General features: G+C 66.0%; 20 protein-coding genes and 1 pseudogene. 8 read left to right on the top strand and 13 right to left on the bottom strand.

Annotated elements, in window-relative coordinates; all coding sequences use genetic code 11:
• Nucleotides 1-161: 161 nt before the first annotated feature.
• The 4 genes from hslU to hslV form a co-directional block, all read right to left on the bottom strand.
• Complete coding sequence (hslU, locus tag ACVINW_RS11175; protein WP_456751341.1) at nt 162-1,466, bottom strand: ATP-dependent protease ATPase subunit HslU; 1,305 nt, start codon at nt 1,464-1,466, stop codon at nt 162-164.
• 98 nt (nt 1,467-1,564) lie between these two features.
• Nucleotides 1,565-2,161, bottom strand: a complete 597-nt coding sequence (locus tag ACVINW_RS11170) for a DUF2585 domain-containing protein (RefSeq protein WP_456751340.1) — start codon at nt 2,159-2,161, stop codon at nt 1,565-1,567.
• Nucleotides 2,158-2,643: a GNAT family N-acetyltransferase gene (locus ACVINW_RS11165; protein WP_456751339.1), complete on the bottom strand. Its 486-nt coding sequence runs from the start codon at nt 2,641-2,643 to the stop codon at nt 2,158-2,160. Before ACVINW_RS11165 ends, ACVINW_RS11170 begins: the two co-directional genes overlap by 4 nt.
• Before the next feature lie 2 nt (nt 2,644-2,645).
• Nucleotides 2,646-3,203 (bottom strand): ATP-dependent protease subunit HslV, encoded by a 558-nt coding sequence (gene hslV / locus ACVINW_RS11160; protein WP_244068959.1) that lies wholly within the window; start codon nt 3,201-3,203, stop codon nt 2,646-2,648.
• Nucleotides 3,204-3,385: 182 nt separating this feature from the next.
• Here hslV and hisB point away from each other — a divergent pair, with 182 nt between their 5' ends.
• The 7 genes from hisB (at nt 3,386) to coaA (ending at nt 8,183) form a co-directional block, all read left to right on the top strand.
• Entirely contained in the window at nt 3,386-3,979 is a 594-nt protein-coding gene (gene hisB, locus ACVINW_RS11155) for an imidazoleglycerol-phosphate dehydratase HisB (protein WP_456751338.1), read from the top strand.
• Nucleotides 3,980-4,066: 87 nt separating this feature from the next.
• Nucleotides 4,067-4,597 carry a DUF2628 domain-containing protein gene (locus tag ACVINW_RS11150; RefSeq protein ID WP_456751337.1) on the top strand — a complete coding sequence of 177 codons (531 nt, stop codon included), beginning with the start codon at nt 4,067-4,069 and terminating at the stop codon, nt 4,595-4,597.
• Complete coding sequence (gene hisH, locus ACVINW_RS11145) at nt 4,594-5,244, top strand: imidazole glycerol phosphate synthase subunit HisH (RefSeq protein ID WP_456751336.1); 651 nt, start codon at nt 4,594-4,596, stop codon at nt 5,242-5,244. Before ACVINW_RS11150 ends, hisH begins: the two co-directional genes overlap by 4 nt.
• On the top strand, nt 5,241-5,972 hold the full coding sequence (gene hisA, locus ACVINW_RS11140; protein WP_456751335.1) for a 1-(5-phosphoribosyl)-5-[(5-phosphoribosylamino)methylideneamino]imidazole-4-carboxamide isomerase: 732 nt from the start codon (nt 5,241-5,243) through the stop codon (nt 5,970-5,972). The genes hisH and hisA overlap by 4 nt, the downstream gene beginning before the upstream one ends.
• 9 nt (nt 5,973-5,981) lie before the next feature.
• Nucleotides 5,982-6,758 carry an imidazole glycerol phosphate synthase subunit HisF gene (gene hisF / locus ACVINW_RS11135; RefSeq protein ID WP_456751334.1) on the top strand — a complete coding sequence of 259 codons (777 nt, stop codon included), beginning with the start codon at nt 5,982-5,984 and terminating at the stop codon, nt 6,756-6,758.
• 109 nt (nt 6,759-6,867) lie between these two features.
• A complete protein-coding gene (locus ACVINW_RS11130) occupies nt 6,868-7,191 on the top strand; it encodes a phosphoribosyl-ATP diphosphatase (protein ID WP_456751333.1) in 324 nt (107 codons plus the stop codon).
• Nucleotides 7,192-7,226: 35 nt separating this feature from the next.
• Nucleotides 7,227-8,183 carry a type I pantothenate kinase gene (gene coaA / locus ACVINW_RS11125; RefSeq protein WP_456756367.1) on the top strand — a complete coding sequence of 319 codons (957 nt, stop codon included), beginning with the start codon at nt 7,227-7,229 and terminating at the stop codon, nt 8,181-8,183.
• 175 nt (nt 8,184-8,358) lie between these two features.
• Here the strand turns inward: coaA and ACVINW_RS11120 are convergent, their stop codons facing one another.
• The 7 genes and pseudogenes from ACVINW_RS11120 to rsmI all read right to left on the bottom strand — a co-directional run bounded on the left by ACVINW_RS11120 (nt 8,359) and on the right by rsmI (nt 16,643).
• A complete protein-coding gene (locus ACVINW_RS11120) occupies nt 8,359-10,629 on the bottom strand; it encodes a response regulator (protein ID WP_456751332.1) in 2,271 nt (756 codons plus the stop codon).
• A 104-nt stretch (nt 10,630-10,733) separates the two neighbouring features.
• Nucleotides 10,734-11,255, bottom strand: coding sequence for a hypothetical protein (locus ACVINW_RS11115; protein ID WP_456751331.1), 522 nt, complete (start codon nt 11,253-11,255; stop codon nt 10,734-10,736).
• Between the two features lie 118 nt (nt 11,256-11,373).
• Nucleotides 11,374-12,926: pseudogene (locus tag ACVINW_RS11110) on the bottom strand (YifB family Mg chelatase-like AAA ATPase).
• Nucleotides 12,927-13,033: 107 nt separating this feature from the next.
• On the bottom strand, nt 13,034-14,005 hold the full coding sequence (locus ACVINW_RS11105) for an MBL fold metallo-hydrolase (protein WP_456751330.1): 972 nt from the start codon (nt 14,003-14,005) through the stop codon (nt 13,034-13,036).
• Between the two features lie 292 nt (nt 14,006-14,297).
• Complete coding sequence (gshB, locus tag ACVINW_RS11100; protein ID WP_456751329.1) at nt 14,298-15,245, bottom strand: glutathione synthase; 948 nt, start codon at nt 15,243-15,245, stop codon at nt 14,298-14,300.
• Nucleotides 15,246-15,277: 32 nt separating this feature from the next.
• Nucleotides 15,278-15,703 carry a YraN family protein gene (locus tag ACVINW_RS11095; RefSeq protein WP_456751328.1) on the bottom strand — a complete coding sequence of 142 codons (426 nt, stop codon included), beginning with the start codon at nt 15,701-15,703 and terminating at the stop codon, nt 15,278-15,280.
• A complete protein-coding gene (gene rsmI, locus ACVINW_RS11090; protein WP_456751327.1) occupies nt 15,690-16,643 on the bottom strand; it encodes a 16S rRNA (cytidine(1402)-2'-O)-methyltransferase in 954 nt (317 codons plus the stop codon). The genes ACVINW_RS11095 and rsmI overlap by 14 nt, the downstream gene beginning before the upstream one ends.
• Nucleotides 16,644-16,861: 218 nt before the next feature.
• On the opposite strand from rsmI, the gene ACVINW_RS11085 reads away from it, so the two are divergent.
• Nucleotides 16,862-18,067, top strand: a complete 1,206-nt coding sequence (locus tag ACVINW_RS11085; RefSeq protein WP_456751326.1) for a penicillin-binding protein activator — start codon at nt 16,862-16,864, stop codon at nt 18,065-18,067.
• Nucleotides 18,068-18,139: 72 nt separating this feature from the next.
• Here the strand turns inward: ACVINW_RS11085 and hemW are convergent, their stop codons facing one another.
• Both hemW and rdgB read right to left on the bottom strand, forming a co-directional pair.
• Nucleotides 18,140-19,297, bottom strand: coding sequence for a radical SAM family heme chaperone HemW (gene hemW / locus ACVINW_RS11080; protein WP_456751325.1), 1,158 nt, complete (start codon nt 19,295-19,297; stop codon nt 18,140-18,142).
• The gene (gene rdgB, locus ACVINW_RS11075; RefSeq protein ID WP_456751324.1) at nt 19,284-19,919 is read right to left on the bottom strand and encodes an RdgB/HAM1 family non-canonical purine NTP pyrophosphatase; all 636 of its coding nucleotides are present in this window, start codon (nt 19,917-19,919) and stop codon (nt 19,284-19,286) included. The genes hemW and rdgB overlap by 14 nt, the downstream gene beginning before the upstream one ends.
• Between the last annotated feature and the right edge of the window lie 3 nt (nt 19,920-19,922).

Here is a 19,922-nt window from a genome sequence, read left to right as displayed (position 1 = left end):
GGTCGCCCACTCTCGTCGTTCCGGGCAAGCGAAGCGCGACCCGGGACCCATAACCACCGAAGGAAGTTCTAAGGGGAATGTCGGCCCGAGTCTTGGTCACCGCGGGGATCGGTGGTTATGGGTTCCGGCCTTCGCCGGGACGACGATCTTAGCTGCTACGCCTACAAGATAAACCGGCTCAGATCGGCGTTCTTGGCGAGGTCGCCGACATGCTTGGTCACGTAGTCGGCGTCGACCTGGATGGTCTCGCCATGGCGGTCGGGGGCGGTGAAGGAGATGTCGTCCAGCACCCGCTCCATCACGGTCTGGAGCCGCCGCGCGCCGATGTTCTCGACGGTGGAATTGACCGCGACCGCAACGTCGGCCAGCGCGTCGATCGCGCCGTCGGTGATGTCGAGCGTCACGCCCTCGGTCTTCATCAGCGCCACATATTGCTTGATCAGCGACGCCTCCGGCTCGGTCAGGATCCGGCGCATGTCGTCGCGGGTCAGCGCCTGCAGCTCGACGCGGATCGGCAGGCGGCCTTGCAATTCGGGCAGCAGGTCCGACGGCTTGGCGATATGGAAGGCGCCCGAGGCGATGAACAGAATGTGGTCGGTCTTGACCGCGCCGTGCTTGGTCGAGACCGTGGTGCCTTCGATCAGCGGCAGCAAATCGCGCTGCACGCCCTCGCGGGAGACGTCACCGCCGGCGCGGTTCTCGCGCACGCAGATCTTGTCGATCTCGTCGAGGAAGACGATGCCGTTGTTCTCGACCGCGCTGATCGCCTCCTGCACCAGCTGATCGGTGTCGAGCAGCTTGTCGGATTCCTCGTTGACGAGGATCTCGTGCGAGCCTTCCACGGTCAGCCGGCGCGTCTTGCTGCGGCCGCCCATCTTGCCGAAGATGTCGCCGAGCGAGATCGCGCCCATCTGGGCGCCGGGCATGCCGGGGATTTCGAACATTGGCATGCCGCTATTGCCGGACTGCGTCTCGATCTCGATTTCCTTGTCGTTGAGCTCGCCGGCGCGCAGCTTCTTGCGGAACGACTCGCGCGTCGCGGGGCTCGATCCGGGGCCGACCAGCGCATCCAGCACCCGCTCCTCGGCGGCGAGCTGGGCACGGGCCTGGACGTCCTTGCGCTTGCGCTCGCGGGTCTGCGCGATCGCGACTTCGACGAGATCGCGGACGATCTGCTCGACGTCGCGGCCGACATAGCCGACCTCGGTGAACTTGGTGGCTTCGACCTTGAGGAACGGCGCGCCGGCGAGCTTGGCCAGCCGCCGCGCGATCTCGGTCTTGCCGACGCCGGTCGGCCCGATCATGAGGATGTTCTTGGGCAGAACCTCCTCGCGCAGGGAACCGGCAAGCTGCAGCCGGCGCCAGCGGTTGCGCAGCGCGATTGACACGGCGCGCTTGGCGTCGGCCTGGCCAACGATGAAGCGGTCAAGCTCGGAAACGATTTCACGGGGGGAGAAGTCGGTCATTGGCTCTAGCTAGGTTGAAATCGCGCTCTCGGCAAGCGGCAGGCTGCTGCCAGGCATGATCCGGAAAGGTGGGCACCGGTTTTCCGGCAAATCATGCCCTAAAGGATCGGCGGCCCGGCCTGCCACTGCCTGATCGCCTCGAACGGATGGATCAGCATGATGATATTCAGTGTCAGATTGTCGCGAATGTGGAGCAGCATCACGATTTCGAACACAACGCCGAGCCCGATCGTTGCCGCGATTGCAAGCTTGCGCGCCAGCAGGAAGCCGAGAACCATCGCCAGCGTATCCGACACCGAATTGACGATGGTGTCGCCATAATAATCGAGCGAGATCGTGCCGGCGCGATAGCGCTCGATGATCCAGTTGGAGTTCTCGACGAGCTCCCAGCTGCCCTCGATCAGCATCGCGACAATCAGCCGCCCCGGCCAGGCGAGCCGCGGCAGCAGGAGGAAAGTCAGCCCATAAAGCAGCAGGCCGTGCACGATGTGCGACAGCGTATACCAGTCGGCGATGTGCTGCGAATTCTCCGAGCTCTGAACCGTCCCGTGCCAAAGCTTGACATAGCCGCAGGCGCAGATCGGCAAGCGACCCATCGCGTACAGCAGGGCTGCTTGCAGCGCGAGCAGCGCGGCCGCGATCGCGGACCATTGCCACGCTGAAACGCCGGCTGCGGATTTGGGTGCGGGTGTCATTCGTCACGGATCATCAGCAGCGCCCGCCCGTCGGGCGTATCGACCATTCCGGCCTCTCGAAAGCCTGCTTTCGCATAGGCGCGCACCGCCCGTGCATTGGCCGGATCGGGATCGGTGACGATGCGCGGCGCGCCCTGCGCCAGCCGTTGCTCGGCAAAGGCACGGATCAGCGCCGAGCCGTGGCCGCCAGCCACCATGTCCGGTTCGCCGATGAAGAGATCGATGCCGCGAGTCCCCTCCGGCTGGGCGCCGAAGCCGGCATTCCAGGCCGTCAGGTCGTAGCACTGGATGTAGCCGAAATCGGACGCATCGGTTGCGACGATGAACTGATCCATTGCGGGCTCGTTGAGGTCACCACTCACGAGCGCGTATTGCTCGGCCGGATCGCCCCACCATTCCCGGACATGCGGCAACGCCAGCCAGCGCTTGATCTGCGGCAGATCGGCCGTCGTCATGGCGCGGAAATGATAGGGGGCGGCCACGCTCAGCCGCCGATCGTCTCGATCGTCACGTTGCGGTTGGTGTAGACGCAGATATCGGCGGCGATATCCAGGGCGCGGCGGACGATGGTCTCGGCATCCTTGTCGGTATCGACCAGTGCGCGGGCCGCGGCGAGGGCGTAATTGCCGCCGGAGCCGATCGCCATGACGCCGGATTCGGGCTCAAGCACGTCGCCAGTGCCGGTCAGCACCAGGGAGACGTCCTTGTCGGCTACGATCATCATGGCCTCCAGCCGGCGCAGATAGCGGTCGGTCCGCCAGTCCTTGGCGAGCTCGACGGCCGCCCGGGTCAGCTGCCCCGGATATTGCTCCAGCTTGCTTTCCAGTCGCTCAAACAGGGTGAAGGCGTCGGCGGTGGCGCCGGCGAAACCGCCGATCACGTCGCCCTTGCCGATCCGGCGAACCTTCCTGGCGTTGGCCTTGATCACGGTCTGGCCGATCGAGACCTGGCCGTCGCCGCCGATCACCACCTTGCCGCCCTTGCGGACCGTGCAGATCGTGGTGCCATGCCAAACCGGCAGCTCATTTTGGGATGCTTGCATAGGTTACCTCTCTTCCGGGCAGATTTAGGCGGTCGGGCAGGGGGTTACAATCGGGCGATTTGACAAGGAATTTAGGTCACCATGGCCCGAAGTTGGGCCATTTCGGGGTCATCCCGCAGTAGCGAAGGTGACATCAGCCTGTTAAAAGACCGGCGTTTTCGGCACGGGAAAGCTTAATCTTCATGCGCACGGCAACCATCAAGCGCAAGACCAAGGAGACCGACATCGAGGTGACGGTCAACCTCGACGGAGCGGGCGTATCCACGGTTTCGACCGGGATCGGCTTCTTCGATCATATGCTCGACCTCCTGGCCCGGCATTCGCGCATCGACATCACGGTGAAGGCGGATGGCGACCTCCATGTCGATTACCACCACACCACCGAAGACGTCGGTATCGCGCTCGGGCAGGCCGTCAAGCAGGCGCTCGGCAACATGGCCGGCATCACCCGCTACGCCTCGATCCACATGCCGATGGACGAGACGCTGTCGCGCGTCGTGATCGATATTTCCGGCCGCCCGGTGCTGGTGTTCAAGGTCGATTTCCCGCGCGACAAGATCGGCGAGTTCGACACCGAGCTGGTGCGCGAATGGTTCAACGCCTTCGCGATGAACGCCGGCGTGACTCTCCACGTCGAGACCCTATATGGCGAGAACAGCCATCATATCGCCGAATCCTGCTTCAAGGGCTTGGCGAGGGCGCTGCGGACCGCGATTGCGATCGATCCGCGCGCCCAGGGCGAAGTGCCCTCGACCAAGGGTCAGCTCGGCGGCTGATCCCGGGAGCATGATCCGGAAACGGCCGTAACCGGTTTTCCGAAAGATCGTACTCTCAATAAGATTCCATCGTCGGCGGAGCGTTCGATGCCGGTCTATACAGTGCATGCCCCCGTGGCCAGCGGCGCCGATCTCGCGGCGGCCGACAAGTTCGTCTTCGTGCGCGACGGTTTCCGGTTCTGGGCCGCGGTTGCCGGCGTGGTGTGGCTGGCCTGGAACAGGCTCTGGCTGGCGCTGATCGGCTGGCTCGTCGTCACCTTCGTGATCGACTACGCGCTGACAAGGCTTGGTATCGGCCGCGGCGCGATCTTTCTCGTCGACCTGGTGCTGATGGTGCTGCTCGGGCTCGAGGCCGCGACCCTGCAGCGCTGGACGCTGTCGCGGCGCAAATGGCGCCAGATCGACATCGTGGTCGCTGACAATGCGGATGCCGCCGAGCGCCGCTTCTTCGAGCGCTGGACCGCGCGGCATCGTGGCGTCGTCAATGACCAGCGCTCGGTCGATCGCGGCGGCCCGCCGCCGACCCGGGACGTCCCCGGTCAATCATTCTCAAAGCCCCCACCGATGCCGCAGGGCGGCATCATCGGATTGTTTCCAGAGCCAGGAGGATCACGATGACCGTTGCAATCATCGACTATGGCTCCGGCAATCTGCATTCGGCGGCCAAGGCTTTCGAGCGCGCCGCGCGCAGCATGGAGGATCCGCAAGCCATCAAGGTGACGCGCGATCCCGACGCGGTGTACCGCGCCGATCGGATCGTGCTGCCGGGTGTCGGCGCGTTCGCCGATTGCCGCCGCGGCGTCGACGCGGTCGACGGCATGCTGGAAGCGCTCACCGAGGCGGTGCGGGTCAAGGCGCGGCCGTTCTTCGGCATTTGCGTCGGCATGCAGCTGATGGCGACGCGCGGCAAGGAGCACGTCATCACCGAGGGCTTTGACTGGATCGGCGGCGATGTCGTCAAGATCGAGCCGCGCGACGAGGGCCTGAAGGTCCCGCACATGGGCTGGAATACGCTCGACATGGTGCGCGAGCACCCGGTGCTGGAGCGGCTGCCGCTCGGGCCGAAGGGGCGTCACGCCTATTTCGTGCACTCCTATCACCTCGACGCCGCCAACGAGGCGGACGTGCTGGCGCGCGCCGACTATGGCGGGCCGGTGACCGCGATCGTGGCCAAGGACACCGCTGTCGGTACCCAGTTTCATCCCGAGAAGAGCCAGCGCTTCGGCCTCGCCCTGATCTCCAATTTCTTGAAGTGGAAGCCGTGATCCTTTTTCCAGCGGTTGATCTGAAGAACGGCCAGTGCGTGCGCCTGGAGCAAGGCGACATGGCGCGCGCCACCGTGTTCAATCTCGATCCGGCGGCGCAGGCGGCAAGCTTCGCCGCACAGGGTTTCGAATATCTCCACGTCGTCGATCTCGACGGCGCCTTCGCCGGCAAGCCGATGAATGCGCATGCGGTCGAGGCGATGCTGAAGGCCGTCAACATGCCGGTGCAGCTCGGCGGCGGCATCCGCGACCTCACAACCATCGAGGCCTGGCTCGACAAGGGCATCACGCGCGTCATCATCGGCACCGCGGCGGTGCGCGATCCCGAGCTCGTGAAGGGCGCGGCGAAAAAATTCCCAGGCCGGGTGGCGGTGGGCCTCGATGCGCGCGACGGCAAGGTCGCGGTCGAGGGCTGGGCCGAGACCTCGCATGTGACCGCGCTCGAGATCGCGCAGCGCTTCGAGGACGCCGGCGTCGCCGCGATCATCTTTACCGACATCGCCCGCGATGGCCTGCTCAAGGGCCTCAACCTCGATGCCACCATCGGCCTCGCCGACCGCATCTCGATTCCGGTGATCGCCTCCGGCGGCTTCGCCTCGATCGACGACGTCAAGGCGCTGCTGGAGCCGCGCGCCAAAAAGCTCGCCGGCGCGATCGTCGGCCGCGCGCTCTATGACGGGCGGCTCGATCCCGCCGCCGCCCTCAAGCTGATCCGCAGCGCATCCTAGGAGGAGATCATGTTCAAGGTTCGCGTGATCCCCTGTCTCGACGTCAAGGACGGGCGCGTGGTCAAGGGTGTCAACTTCGTCGATCTGCGCGACGCCGGCGATCCGGTCGAAGCCGCGATCGCCTATGACGCCGCCGGCGCCGACGAGCTCACCTTCCTCGACATCACCGCCACCCATGAAAACCGCGGCATCATGCTCGACGTGGTGCGGCGAACGGCCGAGGCCTGCTTCATGCCGCTGACGGTCGGCGGCGGCGTCCGCACCGTCGACGACATCAAGACGCTGCTGCGCTCCGGCGCCGACAAGGTCTCGATCAATTCGGCGGCGGTCAGCCGGCGCGAATTCGTCAAGGAAGCCGCCGAGAAGTATGGCGAGCAATGCGTCGTGGTCGCGATCGACGCCAAGCGGGTCAAGCGCGCCGGCGGCTCGGACCGCTGGGAGATCTTCACCCATGGTGGACGTAATGCCACCGGCATCGATGCCATCGAATATGCCCAGGAGGTCGTCGCGCTCGGCGCCGGTGAAATCCTGCTGACCTCGATGGACCGGGACGGCACGCGGCAAGGGTTCGACCTGCGGCTGACCCGGGCGATCGCGGACAGTGTCCCCGTACCGGTCGTCGCGTCCGGCGGCGTCGGCAATCTCGATCATCTGGTCGACGGCGTTCGCGAGGGGCACGCCACCGGCGTGCTCGCAGCCTCGATCTTCCACTTCGGGGAATTTACCATCCGCCAGGCCAAGGATCACATGGTGCGTGCCGGCCTGCCGATGCGCCTCGATCCCTAGAGCATGGTCTGGCAACAGAGTGGTCTGGGACTCCTTGTCACAAAAATGCTAAGTCCCCACCTAGGGGATGGCACCGTCTGGTGCTGTTGTGCATGCTTGAGTTGAGTTGATGTCGCGTTTCACGGTCCACGATTTGGCCGCCACCATCGACGCCCGTGCTGCAACGGGCGGCGAGGCGTCCTACACCCGCAAGCTGCTCGACAAGGGCGCAGAGCACTGCGCCAAGAAACTGGGTGAGGAAGCGGTCGAGACCGTGATCGCTGCGGTCGAGAATGATCGCGATCATCTCATCGCGGAAAGTGCTGATCTCGTGTTTCACCTGCTGGTCCTGTTGAAATCACGCGGCGTGAGACTGGAGGACGTCGAGGCCGCGCTGGAGAAGCGCACCGCGATGTCGGGACTGGAAGAGAAGGCGTCGCGCAAGCGCGACTAGCGCAAATGATCGAGCGCATCGAGAAGGGCGGCCTCATGGACATCCGGGCACCAGATCAGCAGTACAACCCCTACCGCGTCTTCACGCGCCAGCAATGGTCGCATCTGCGCGACGATACGCCGATGACGCTCGAGCCGGGCGAATTCGACCGCCTGCGTTCGATGCACGACCGCCTCGATTTGCAGGAGGTCGAGGACATTTACCTTCCGCTGTCGCGGCTGCTCTCCATCTATGTCGATGCGACCCAGCGGCTGTATTACTCGCAGCGCCAGTTCCTTAATATCCGCGATCGCAAGATGCCCTACATTATCGGCGTCGCCGGCTCGGTTGCGGTCGGCAAGTCGACCACCGCCCGCGTGCTGCAGGCGCTGCTGGCGCGCTGGTCTCCGCGGCCGAAGGTCGATCTGATCACGACCGACGGTTTCCTGTTTCCCAATGCCGTGCTCGAGCGGCAGGGCATCATGCAGAAGAAGGGCTTTCCGGAGAGCTACGATCTGCCGACGCTGTTGTCGTTCCTCAGCGACATCAAGGCGGGACGGCGTCGCGTGCGCGCCCCTGTCTATTCGCATCTGACCTATGACATCGTGCCGAACAAATGGGTCGAGATCGATCAGCCCGACATCCTGATTGTCGAGGGTGTCAACGTGCTGCAGACCGGGCGGCTGCCGCGTGACGGCAAGGCGGTGCCGTTCGTCTCCGATTTCTTCGATTTCTCGGTCTATATCGACGCCGATGAGGCTGTGCTGCGGCAGTGGTACATCACGCGCTTCCTGGCGCTGCGAGACACCGCATTCACCGATCCGAGGTCCTACTTCCACCGCTACGCGCCATTGTCGGACGAGGAAGCGACCGCGACCGCGATCGCGATCTGGGAGCGCACCAACCTCGCCAATCTCGAGGACAACATCCTGCCGACCCGCCCGCGCGCGACGCTGATCCTGAAGAAGGGCGCCGACCACGTGGTGCAGACGGTGGCGCTGCGGCGGCTGTAGGTATCGCCGCATCTCAGCGAACGGGCCACATCACGGCTGTCGTCCCCGCGAAAGCGGGGACCCATAACCACAGGTGTACGTCACTTTGCAAGGCTGTGGCCGCAGCGGAACACAAAACCAAGTTCGGTGGTTATGGGTCCCTGCTTTCGCAGGGACGACACTGAGTTTGTGGTGACTACGCCGCGATATGCCGCGCGGCGGCGAGGCCCGCGAGCGCTTCTTCCAGCTTCTCGCGGTCGAGCGGCTTGATCAGGAAGCCATCCATGCCGGCCTCGAAACAGGCATAGCGGTCTTCCACCAGCGTATTGGCGGTCAGCGCCAGGATCGGGGTCCGGCGGATGGACTGCCCGGTCTCATGGCTGCGGATCTGTTTGGTGGTCTCGATGCCGTTGAGGCGCGGCATCTGGATGTCCATCAGCACGAGGTCGTACGGCGTGCCGGCCGACGTCGCCGAGAGCCAGGATTCCATCGCCTGTTCGCCATTGGTGGTGATGACCACGTTGTGGCCGAGCCGGGTGAGCAGCGAACGCATCAGCAGCGCGTTGATCTCATTGTCCTCGGCGACCAGGATGGAGAGAGCCCTGTCCGCCGTCGCGCCTGCCGCCGCAGTGGGTGCGGTTTCCGCGGCCGCCTCGATTGCGGGGCCTGGTGTCGGCATCGCGAGGCTGGGAGCCGCGATTTCGGGCTGCGCGGTCAGGCGTGCGGCGAGCGAGGCTGCGCGCAGCGGCTTGACCAGATAGCCGGTGAACATCGCGGTCTCGGCGGCCGAAAGCTCCTGCCGCGTCGCCGGCGTGAACATCACGATGCGATGGGTTGCATGGATGCGGGCGGCGTTGGCGAACGCCTCCATCGCCGCGGTGCCGAGCGTGTGGTCGATCAGCGCCGCGTGCCAGCTCCGTTCCGGCAGCAACGCCTCGGCGACATCGGCATCCGACACGATGCAGGTCTGCGCGCCCCAGCGCTGCAGCCGCCGCGAAATCAGCGAGACCTCGATGCTCTGCGGTGCCACCAGCATGATCGACTGGCCGGCGAGATCGGGTGCGGTGAAGCTGTTGGCTTCGGCGGTGTCGGCGGCGGCCAGCGGGATCGAGACCTCGAAGGTCGAGCCTGCGCCCGGCGTGCTCGCCAGCGTGATGCGGCCGCCCATGCGCTTGACGATGCGGTCGCTGATCGAAAGCCCGAGGCCGGTGCCGCCATAGCTGCGCGCGATGCGGTCGTCGGCCTGCTCGAACTCCCGGAAGATGCGCTGCTGCGCCTCCGGGGCGATGCCGATGCCGCTGTCGCGGACCAGGAAGCTGATCTCGTGCGGCCAGAGGCCGGGCTCGACGATCAGCGCCACGCCGCCGCTCGCGGTGAACTTGATGGCGTTGCCGGCGAGATTGAGCAGCACCTGGCGCAGCCGCGCGGCATCGCCGGCCACTTGCATCGGCAGCCGCTCGTCGACATAGGCAGCGATCTCGATGCCCTTGGTCTGCGCGCGCGGCGCCAGCAGCTCGGTGATATCCTCGATCAGGCCGGACAGCGCGAAGGGGCGGTGCTCGAGGTCGATCTTGCCGGCCTCGATCTTGGAATAGTCGAGCAGCTCCTCGATCAGCGTGAGCAGCGCGTCGCCGGATGTCTTGACCGCCTTGACGTAGGTCGTCTGCTCCGGCGTCAGCTGGGTATCCATCAGCAGTCCGCTCATGCCGATGATGCCGTTCAGCGGCGTGCGGATCTCGTGGCTGGCCATCGCCAGGAAGCGCGACTTGGCACGGTTGGCGGCGTCGGCCTGATCGCGGGCCTCAGTCAGCGCGCGCTCGCTCTCGGTGCGGTCGGTGACGTCGCGGCCGACGCTCTGCATCTCCGCCGGCGCGCCGGCATCGTTGCGCACGAGGCCCTCGCGCCAGGCGATCCAACGCGGCCCGAGCGGTCCCGCGACCTTCTGGTCGTAGACACGGGTGCCGCTGGGCTCGAGCGCGGTCTCGCCCTGCTCCAGCACTGTCAGCGTGGCGGTGCTGTCGATCAGATTGTCGCGCGAGACCTGCGCCAGTTCGCAATAGGCGTCGTTGGCGTAGGTGATCCGTCCTTCGAGGTCGCGCAGCACGATCAAATCGCCCTGCGCCTCGAACAGCTTGCCGGCCCGCTGTTCGGCCTCTTGGAGTTCCCAGTTGCGGTCGGCCATCGCCTCGTTGTGCATGGCGACGGTGCGCAACCGCTTGCGCATCAGCCTGAGGCGGATGCCGAGCGTCACGATCCACAGACAGGCCAGCGCGAACAGGAAGCTGACCCCGATCGCGAATGAATTGGGATCGTAGCCGCTGTGCGGCGAGAGGGCGCCCGAGATGAACCCGAACGCGCCGCCGAACGCGACCGAGAAGATCGTGAACGAGCGGACGATCGTCGCGACCCAGGAATGGCGGCGCAGGAAGCGGCGAAAGCGTAACTTGATCCGGAAGAAACGCCCCATCAATGGTGGCCCTGAAATAGCTTTGATCCGGCAATGACGATGCGTCGGCCACCTTGCAAAGTGCTTGAGCTTGATGGCCGTTTCGCGTTGCCCTCGGAACAGGGTTAGCGCGAGGTTAACTCCGCCATGACCCGGCCGTGAAAGCGCGTGTCGGGTTTGACCGATGCCGCCTCCAGGCGGCGATGTCCGCCGCGGGCACTGACGATCAGCGCCGCGGCATCGCGCGCCGAAAACGTCCTGGACTGCACGAAGACGCGGTAATCGGACGGCCCATCGTCACGGGACAGATAGATCACCGGACCGTTTGCCGACGGATCGCTCGAAATCCCGATCAGCTGCGGCGTGACGTTGCTCTCGCACGCCCCGGCCTCGGCGTCGTCGATGTCGTCGATCACGGTGAAGTCGGCGGTGTCTGCGCTGTCGGCAATCTGGACCCGGACGGTGGCATGGCTCGGATCGTCGGTGAAGCTGACGTGAAGCTGCGCCTGCCACGGCACCGCTGCGATCTGAATCGTGGCGCCGCCGACATCGATGCAGGGCCGGGGGCCCGGCAGGAATTCAGCGCGGGCAAATATCGCGGCCACGGCAAGCGGCACCACCGAGGCCAGAATCTTCATACGCAACATGACACAACTCGCTCGACCCAAGCGCCCGCGGATCGCGGTGCTTATGGTTTGCGGAGCGTAAATGAGAGTGGTTACTGCGGCGTTGACGCGACGAGCGTCGGTTGCAAAACCCGAGGCGTCACGCCGCGCGCCGCAAATCGTCGGCCAATGCACGATAGGATAGCGCCTCGGCAAGGTGCAGCCGGCCGATCGTATCAGTGCCGTCGAGATCGGCGAGCGTGCGCGCCACGCGCAGCACGCGGTGATAGCCGCGCGCGGTGAGATGCATGGTGTCGGCGGCCTCGCGCAGCAGCTTCTGGCCATGCGCGTCAGGCTGCGCGATGGTTTCGAGCAGCGAGCTCGGCGCTTCCGCATTGGTGCGGACATGTGGCATGCCGGCCGCCGCGTAACGCGCAAGCTGGATGTCGCGGGCTGCCGCAACGCGTCGGGCGACCTCGGCCGATCCCTCCGCCGGCGGCGGCAGGATCAAATCCGCCGCGGTCACGGCCGGCACCTCGATCCTGAGATCGATGCGATCCATCAGCGGGCCGGAGATCCGCATCTGGTAGTCGGCGGTGTGCAGCGGTCGAGCCGGCCGCGCTTGCAGGAATAGCCGGGCTCATAGGCGTGGCCGCAGCGGCACGGGTTCATCGCGGCGACCAGCATGAAGCGCGCCGGATAGGTGACGCGGTGGTTGGCCCGGCTGACCGAGACCTCGCCGTTCTCGAGCGGCTGGCGCAGCGAATCCAGCACGCGCGGATCGAACTCCGGCAGCTCGTCGAGGAACAGCACGCCTTGATGCGCCAGCGAGATCTCGCCCGGCCTGGCGCGCATGCCGCCGCCGGTCAGCGCGGCCATGCTGGCGGAATGATGCGGGCTGCGGAACGGGCGCCGCGCGGTCAGCGCGCCGTCGCGGATCTCGCCGGCCACCGAGGCGATCATCGAGACTTCGAGCAATTCCGATGGCGACAGCGGCGGCAGGATCGACGGCAGCCGCGCCGCCAGCATCGACTTGCCGGCGCCGGGCGACCCGATCATCAATAAATGATGTCCGCCGGCGGCCGCGATCTCGAGCGCGCGCTTGGCGCTTTCCTGGCCCTTGATGTCGCGCAAATCGAGCAGCGCTTCCTCGCGCGCCTCGTTCTGGTCTTGCACTTTCGGCTGCGGGCGCGACAGAACCTGGGTGCCCTTGAAATGATTGGCGATCTGGATCAGCGACTGCGCCGCGATGATCTGGATGTCCGGGCTCGCCCAAGCGGCTTCCGAGCCGCAGGCGGCCGGGCAGATCAATCCCTCGTCGCGCGAATTGGCGCCGATCGCCGCCGGCAGCACACCCGCAACGGCTGCGATCGAGCCGTCGAGCCCGAGCTCGCCGAGCACGGTGAAGCCGCTCAGTGCGTCCGGCGGAATCGCCCCGATCGCGGCCATCAGGCCGAGCGCGATCGGCAGGTCGTAATGGCTGCCTTCCTTGGGCAGGTCGGCCGGTGCGAGATTGACGGTGATGCGGCGGGCGGGCAGCGCCAGCCCGGAGGCGATCAGCGCCGCACGCACCCGCTCGCGCGCCTCGGACACCGCCTTGTCGGGCAGGCCGACGATCGCGAATGCCGGCAGCCCCGGCGCGACCTGGACCTGCACGTCGACCGCGCGGGCCTCGATCCCCTCGAATGCGACGGTGGAAACCCGCTGAACCATGCTGCCTCTGTCTTCCGCCACCCAAGGTAGCGGAGCGGGCCGCCAAGCGCAAGAACATTAAGAGAACATCCGGGGGCGACGCGCGCCGTCCCCGGATGATCAGCTGGTCACAGCGTCATCTGCATCGGCTCGGGATAATAATGGAAGCCCTCGCCGGCCTTGGCGACGTGGCCATAGCCCGGCCAGGCGAAGTGATAGGACATGACGGCCGTCTTGTTCGCGGCCAGCATCTCCAGCATCTTGACCCGCGAGGCCGCCGCCTGCTTCGGATCGGTGTCGTAGGAGAATTCCATCCGCGGCCGCTCCAGCAGCAGCACCGCGTGATGCGAGAGATCGCCGAGGAAGGCGAAGGATTTGCCGCCCGAGCTTACCATGAAGATGGTGTGGCCCACGGTGTGGCCGGGGGCTGCGAGCGCGGTCACGCCGGGCAGGAATTCCTGGCCGTCCTTGAAGAACACGATGCGGTCGCGCACCGGCAGCAGGTTCTTGCGGGCGTGCACGACAAAGTCCTTCAACGGACTTCCCATCTTGCCTTCGTCGGTCCAGAAATCGAGGTCGCTTTGCGCGATGTAGTACTGCGCATTCGGGAATAGCGGCTTGTCGTCGGCGCCGACGATGCCGCCGATATGATCGATATGCGCGTGCGACAGCACGACGGCATCGATGTCTTCCGGCTTGATGCCGGCTTCCTGCATGCTCTTCTGCTGCCGGCCGGTGGTCGGACCGAACGCCTTCGAGGTACCCATGCCGGTATCGAACAGGATCAGCCTGTCGCCCATGTTGACGATCGGCGAATTCTGCTCGAGCACGACATTGTCGGGCGAGAGGAAGTTGTCGGAGAGCATCTTCTTGACTTCTTCCTTCGGCACGCCCGTGAATGTGCCCGAGGGATCGCCGAGCGGAAGGGGCCCGTCGGAGACGACGGTCACTTCGGCGTCGCCGAGTTCGAAGCGGTGCCAATAGGGAGTCTGTGTGCCGAGTTTCGGCGCGCGCGCCTGTGCGGTGCCGCCGAGCAGTGTGCTGGCGCCGAGACCGGCACCGAGCGCGAGCAAGGATCGTCGTGAGACATTGAGCGTCATAACGTCTTCCTCCCAATTTTTATGAATTTGTCGCGTTGTGCCCGCGCGCTGACCCGCCGCTTGACCTGACGCAGGCAAGAGGATGCTGCCCGCGCCCGCGCAAGCTGGCAAGTAGAATAAGGCGAACGCTGGCGCGACCGAGCCCTGGCTAAAGCGCGATGATATCGGGATCAATCGTCAGCGCGCTTTAGCTCATTGTTTGAGCATGATCTTTTTCGGAAAACCGCTTCGCACTTTTCCGGATCATGCTTCTAGATTTCAGCCAACCTGTGCGGCGCACAAAGAAGGACGATTATTTCGCGGCGCGCTTCTTCTCGATGGTATCCCAGATCATCGCCGCGACATCGGGGCCGTTGAGCCGCTGAATGGCGCGGATGCCGGTCGGCGAAGTGACGTTGATCTCGGTCAAATTGCCGTCGATCACGTCGAGGCCGACGAACATCAGACCAAGCTCGCGCAACGCGGGCCCGACAGTGGCGCAGATTTCGCGCTCGCGATCCGACAGCTCGGTCGCCTTGGCCGCGCCGCCGCGCACCATGTTGGAACGCAGATCGTCCGCCGCCGGCACGCGGTTGACGGCGCCGGCGAATTCGCCGTCGACCAGGATGATGCGCTTGTCGCCATGCTTCACCTCGGGAAGGAAGCGCTGGATCACCCAGGGTTCCTTGAAGGTGACCGAGAACATGTCGAACAGCGAACCGAAATTCATGTCCTGCGGCATCACGCGGAACACGGCGGCGCCGCCATGGCCATGCAACGGTTTCATGACGACGGCGCCGTGCTGGTCGCGGAAGGCGTTGATCTCGTCGAGGTCGCGCGAGATCAGGGTCGGCGGCATCAGCTGCGGGAAGTTCATCACGAACATTTTTTCCGGCGCGTTGCGCACGCTGGCCGGATTGTTGACGACCAGCGTCTTCGGATGGATCCGCTCGAGGAAATGCGTCGAGGTGATGTAGGCGAGGTCGAATGGCGGGTCCTGGCGCAGCAACACGACGTCGAAGCCGTTGAGCGCCTCGCGCTTCGGCTCGCCCAGCGTGAAGTGATCGCCGACCTCGTCGCGCACGGTGAGCGGCTGTACCGGTGCCACCAGCTCCTCGCCGCGCAGCGACAACTTGTCGGGCGTGTAGTAGGAAATGCCGTGGCCGCGCTTTTGCGCCTCGAGCAGCAGCGCAAAGGTCGAATCGCCGCGGATATTGATGCGCGCGATGGGATCCATCTGGACGGCGATCTTCAATGTCATAGGTGTGTCCCGCGAGGTCTTGAGGGTAAATTCTATGGGCTTGCGTCGAATGCCGCTAACAGATGGCGCGGCAGGCTCTTCGGCGCAATCAGCACGGCGTCGAATCTGAGGTCAAATTCGGCGTGTTCGGGATGCGCCATCAGCCACGCCTGGGCGGCATTGATGATGCGCAGCTGCTGGCGCGGCGTCACCGCATAGGCGGCGTCGTCGAGGCTGGCGCGGGCCTTGACCTCGACGAAGGCCAGCAAATTGCGCCGGCGCACCACCAGGTCGATCTCGCCATAGGGCGTGCGGAAGCGCCGCGCCAGGATGCGATAGCCCTTGGCGATCAGAAGCGCCGCGGCACGGCTCTCGGCCGAGATGCCGGTGCGGAATGCGGCGACGCGCTCGGGCGAGGCGCTGTCAGTCTTGGCGCTATCAGTCTTGGCCTCAGTCTTGGCGTTATCAGGCTTGGCCATCGCCGTCCCCGATGGTCTTCGCAAGCTCGAGCGCGCGGGCGTAGACCTCGCGGCGCGGCCGGCCCGACAGCTCGACCGCGTGCGCCACCGCATCCTTGACGCTGCCGCGGGCGAGCTGCGCGCGCAGGAGATCGTCGAGCGAAGTCTCGTCCATCACCCCGGCATCGTCGGCCGGCGGCCCGATCACCAGCACGAACTCGCCCCGGGTCTCCAGCGCATCCACGCCTGCCGCGAGCTCTGCGACCGGCGCGCGCTTGACCTCCTCGTGCAGCTTGGTCAGCTCGCGGCAGATCGCGGCATCACGTCCGGCCATGATTGCAGCCAGGTCGCGCAGCGTGTCCTGCACGCGATTGCCTGACTCGAACATCACCAGCGTGGCGTCGATCCGGGCAAGCTCAGTGAGCCGCGCGCGCCGCGCGTGCTCCTTGGTCGGCAGAAATCCCTCGAAGAAGAACCGGTCGGTCGGCAGCGCCGCCACCGACAGCGCCGTCAGCACCGACGATGGCCCGGGCACCGCGATGACGGCATGGCCGGCGGCGCAGACCTCGCGCACCAGCTTGAAGCCGGGGTCTGAGATCAGCGGCGTGCCGGCGTCGGAGACCAGCGCGATCGCGGCGCCCTGCGCCAGCCGTTCCAGGATCTTGGGCCGGGCCTGGGCCGCATTGTGCTCGTGGTAGAGCGCAAGCTCCGCCGTGATCGCGTAACGCTCGGTCAGCCGGCGCGTAATCCTGGTGTCCTCGCAGGCGATGACGTCGACGCCGGCCAGCGTCTCCAGCGCGCGCAGGGTGATGTCGGCGAGATTGCCGATCGGCGTCGCGACCAGATGGAGCCCGGGCCTGGCCCTGGGCGCGGGCAACTGCTGGCCGCCGATCGAAAAGCTTCTGGCCGCAACGCCTGCCGTGGCATCCGAATGGTGGAGGGAACTGGCTTTTGCGCGCATAATGCCAATCTAGAGGGACGGCGACGCTTCCGCCATCCGCAAACGGCGGCGGAGAGGCCGTTGCCAGGGAAGGAAATGAAGGCCGCGGCAACGGCGCCGCGCGGCCATAATCCTTTTGTTTTAGTTAACTATTCGCCGACAATATGCCCAAATCCCCCCGCCTCATCAGAGTTGGATGGAGTCCTGGCCGATCCTGGTCGGTCAAGAGAAGAGAGACGATGGCAGGCCCGCATCCCCGCAACTCCTCGCCGTCGGGCACGACCCGGCGAACCGCGCTTGGTCTGCTCGTGGGCGCGCCGTTGCTGACGGCCTGTTCCGGTATCCAGCAGAGCTTGAGCCAGTTCTCCAGCGGCAGCCCGGACGCCGGTCCTGCCGGCCCGCAGCAGCAGCCGCAGGCGGTTGGCACCGGCCAGGTCAAAATTGGATTGATTCTGCCACTGTCGGCGGCCGGCAATGCCGGGCTCGCCGCGCAGTCGATGCGCAATGCCGCCGAAATGGCGCTGGCGGAATTCCAGAACCCGAACATCCAGCTTCTGATCAAGGATGATGGCGGCAGCCCGCAGGGCGCGTCGCAGGGTGCCCAGCAGGCGCTGGCCGAAGGCGCCGAGATCATTCTGGGACCGCTGTTCGCGGGCTCGGTGCCGGCCGTCGCGCAACTGACCCGGCCGCGCGGCACTTCGGTGATCGCCTTCTCGACCGATTCGAGCGTGGCCGGCCGCGGCGTCTATCTGCTGAGCTTCCTGCCGGAGTCCGACATCAACCGCATCGTCGACTATTCGGCCGGAATCGGAAAACGCTCGTTCGCCGCGATGGTGCCGGACAACGCCTACGGCAATGTGGTCGAGGCCGCATTCAAGCAGGCGGTCGGCCGCAAGAACGGCCGCGTCGTCGCCTTCGAGAAGTATGGTGCCGACCGCGCAACGCCGGCGCGGACCGTGGCGCAGGCGCTTGGCCAGGCCGATGCGCTGCTGATCGCCGATGACGGCGATTCGGTGGTCGCGACCGCCGATGCGCTGACCGCGGCAGGCGCCAATCTGCGCAACATCCAGCTGCTCGGCACCGGGCTGTGGGACAATCCGCGGGTGTTCGCGAGCCCCGTCCTGCAAGGCGGCCTCTATGCCGCGCCCGATCCGTCCGGCTTCCGCAGCTTCGCCGGCCGTTACCGCACCAAATATGGCGGCGAGCCGGTACGCACTGCAACGCTGGCCTATGACGCCGTGGCGCTGATGGCGGCGCTGGCGCGCACCCAGGGCGCGCAGCGCTTTGCGCCGGAGACGCTGACCAACCCGTCGGGCTTTGCCGGTATCGACGGCCTGTTCCGCTTCCGCTCCGACGGCACCAATGAGCGGGGCCTTGCGGTCATGAAGGTGGCGTCCGGCGGGAGCACGCCGGTCGCAGGCTCGCCGAAGAGCTTTGGCGCCTAGATCGGTCGGGCACTGGCCTGAAATCGCCTTGAAGCGCCCGCCAGCTCCTTTGCATGGGGTTGTTTTCGATATTTAGGCGGCGAGATCCGCCACAACGGCGTCGAGCACCGGGAATCCCGCCTTCGTCACGCGCAGCCGTCCGTCGGCATCGACGGCGATCGCGCCCTCCTCGCGCAGCAGGGCGATCCGGTGCGGATCGAGCTTTCGGCCGGAGAGTTGCGCATAGCGTTTGGGATCGATGCCCTCGGCGAGCCGCAGCCCCATCAGCAGGAATTCGTCGGCGCGTTCTTCGCTGTTGAGGCTGTCGTCGCTGACGACGCCATGCCCGCGCTCCTCGACATTCAATAGCCAGGCCTCGGGACGCCGCTCGGTCGCGGTCGCGTGCCTGATGCCATCGATGTCGAGCCGGCCATGCGCGCCGGGGCCGATGCCGGCATATTCCTCGCCGCGCCAGTAGACGAGGTTGTGCTTGCACTCCGCCCCGGTGCGGGCGTGGTTGGAGATTTCGTAGGCCGGCAATCCCTCGCGGGCGCAGACCTCCTGCGTCACGTCGTAGAGCGCGCGCGCGGTCGCTTCATCCGGGGTCTGCAATTTGCCGGCGGCATGCAGCCCGAAGAACGGCGTGCCTTCCTCGATGGTGAGCTGATACAGCGACAGATGCTCGGCCGCTTCCGAGATCGCCTGCTTCAATTCGTCGGCCCACATCCGCGGCGTCTGGTCGGGGCGGGCATAGATCAGATCGAACGAATAGCGGTCGAATGCGGAGCGCGCGATCGCAACCGCGTCGAGCGCTTCGCGCGCGCTGTGCAGGCGGCCCAATGCTTTGAGCGACGCATCATCCAGCGCCTGCACGCCGAGCGAGACGCGGTTGACGCCGGCTGTGCGATAGCCGCGAAAGCGCGTCGCCTCGACGCTGGTCGGATTGGCCTCCAGCGTGACCTCGACGTCGCGCGAGACCTGCCAGTGCTTGCCGATCGCATCGAGCACGGCACCGACCGTCTGCGGCTGCATCAACGACGGCGTGCCACCGCCGAGGAAGATCGAGCTGACCTCGCGTCCCGGCACCCGCGCGGCCGTGGTCTCGATCTCGCGGGCGAAGGCGCGCACGAAGCGCGCCTCGTCGACCGGCGCATGCCGCACATGGCTGTTGAAATCGCAATACGGGCATTTCGACAGGCAGAACGGCCAGTGCACGTAGACGCCGAAGGCTTCTCGGTCAGCGTGGCTCAAGGCAGATCTCCGCGAGCTTCACGAAGGCGCGGGCGCGGTGCGACAGGCCGAGCCCGAGCGGCGGCAGGCCGTGCTTCTCGATGCTGGTCATCTCGCCAAAGGTTCGCGTGTAGCCGTCCGGCAGGAATGCCGGATCATAGCCGAAGCCGGCGGTGCCGCGCGGCGGCCAAACCAGAGTTCCATCGACGCGGGCCTCGACCTCTTCGAGGTGATTGTCCGGCCAGGCCACGCACAGTGCGGAGACGAAATGCGCTCTTCGGCGCGCGGGCGCGGTGGCGCCGCGCTCCTGCAACAGCCGCTCGATCCGCGTCATCGCCGCCATGAAGTCCTTGCCCTCGCCGGCCCAGCGCGCCGAGTAGATCCCGGGCGCGCCATCGAGCGCATCGACCACGAGGCCGGAATCGTCGGCGAAGGCCGGCAGTCCGGTCGCCTTGGCCGCCGCGATCGACTTGATCGCGGCATTGGCGCGAAAACTGTCGCCGGTCTCCTCGGGCTCGGCGAGGCCGAGCTCGCCGGCCGACACCGCCTCCACGCCGTGCGGTGCCAGCAATTCCCGCATCTCGGCAAGCTTGCCGGGATTATGGGTGGCGATCACGAGCCTTCCGGTGATTCGGCGATGCATGGC

Source organism: Bradyrhizobium sp. USDA 4461 (genome assembly GCF_054055655.1).
Note: the sequence above shows the minus strand (reverse complement) of the source record. Positions and strands in the feature narration are given on the sequence as shown.

Excerpts from the sequence above, each read along its gene's own strand:
- hslU (WP_456751341.1), bottom strand. The coding sequence starts at position 1,466 with ATGACCGACTTCTCCCCCCGTGAAATCGTTTCCGAGCTTGACCGCTTC.
- ACVINW_RS11170 (WP_456751340.1), bottom strand. The coding sequence starts at position 2,161 with ATGACACCCGCACCCAAATCCGCAGCCGGCGTTTCAGCGTGGCAATGG.
- hslV (WP_244068959.1), bottom strand. The coding sequence starts at position 3,203 with ATGCAAGCATCCCAAAATGAGCTGCCGGTTTGGCATGGCACCACGATC.
- hisB (WP_456751338.1), top strand. The coding sequence starts at position 3,386 with ATGCGCACGGCAACCATCAAGCGCAAGACCAAGGAGACCGACATCGAG.
- ACVINW_RS11150 (WP_456751337.1), top strand. The coding sequence starts at position 4,067 with ATGCCGGTCTATACAGTGCATGCCCCCGTGGCCAGCGGCGCCGATCTC.
- hisH (WP_456751336.1), top strand. The coding sequence starts at position 4,594 with ATGACCGTTGCAATCATCGACTATGGCTCCGGCAATCTGCATTCGGCG.
- hisF (WP_456751334.1), top strand. The coding sequence starts at position 5,982 with ATGTTCAAGGTTCGCGTGATCCCCTGTCTCGACGTCAAGGACGGGCGC.
- ACVINW_RS11130 (WP_456751333.1), top strand. The coding sequence starts at position 6,868 with ATGTCGCGTTTCACGGTCCACGATTTGGCCGCCACCATCGACGCCCGT.
- coaA (WP_456756367.1), top strand. The coding sequence starts at position 7,227 with ATGGACATCCGGGCACCAGATCAGCAGTACAACCCCTACCGCGTCTTC.
- ACVINW_RS11120 (WP_456751332.1), bottom strand. The coding sequence starts at position 10,629 with ATGGGGCGTTTCTTCCGGATCAAGTTACGCTTTCGCCGCTTCCTGCGC.
- ACVINW_RS11115 (WP_456751331.1), bottom strand. The coding sequence starts at position 11,255 with ATGTTGCGTATGAAGATTCTGGCCTCGGTGGTGCCGCTTGCCGTGGCC.
- ACVINW_RS11105 (WP_456751330.1), bottom strand. The coding sequence starts at position 14,005 with ATGACGCTCAATGTCTCACGACGATCCTTGCTCGCGCTCGGTGCCGGT.
- gshB (WP_456751329.1), bottom strand. The coding sequence starts at position 15,245 with ATGACATTGAAGATCGCCGTCCAGATGGATCCCATCGCGCGCATCAAT.
- ACVINW_RS11095 (WP_456751328.1), bottom strand. The coding sequence starts at position 15,703 with ATGGCCAAGCCTGATAACGCCAAGACTGAGGCCAAGACTGATAGCGCC.
- rsmI (WP_456751327.1), bottom strand. The coding sequence starts at position 16,643 with ATGCGCGCAAAAGCCAGTTCCCTCCACCATTCGGATGCCACGGCAGGC.
- ACVINW_RS11085 (WP_456751326.1), top strand. The coding sequence starts at position 16,862 with ATGGCAGGCCCGCATCCCCGCAACTCCTCGCCGTCGGGCACGACCCGG.
- rdgB (WP_456751324.1), bottom strand. The coding sequence starts at position 19,919 with ATGCATCGCCGAATCACCGGAAGGCTCGTGATCGCCACCCATAATCCC.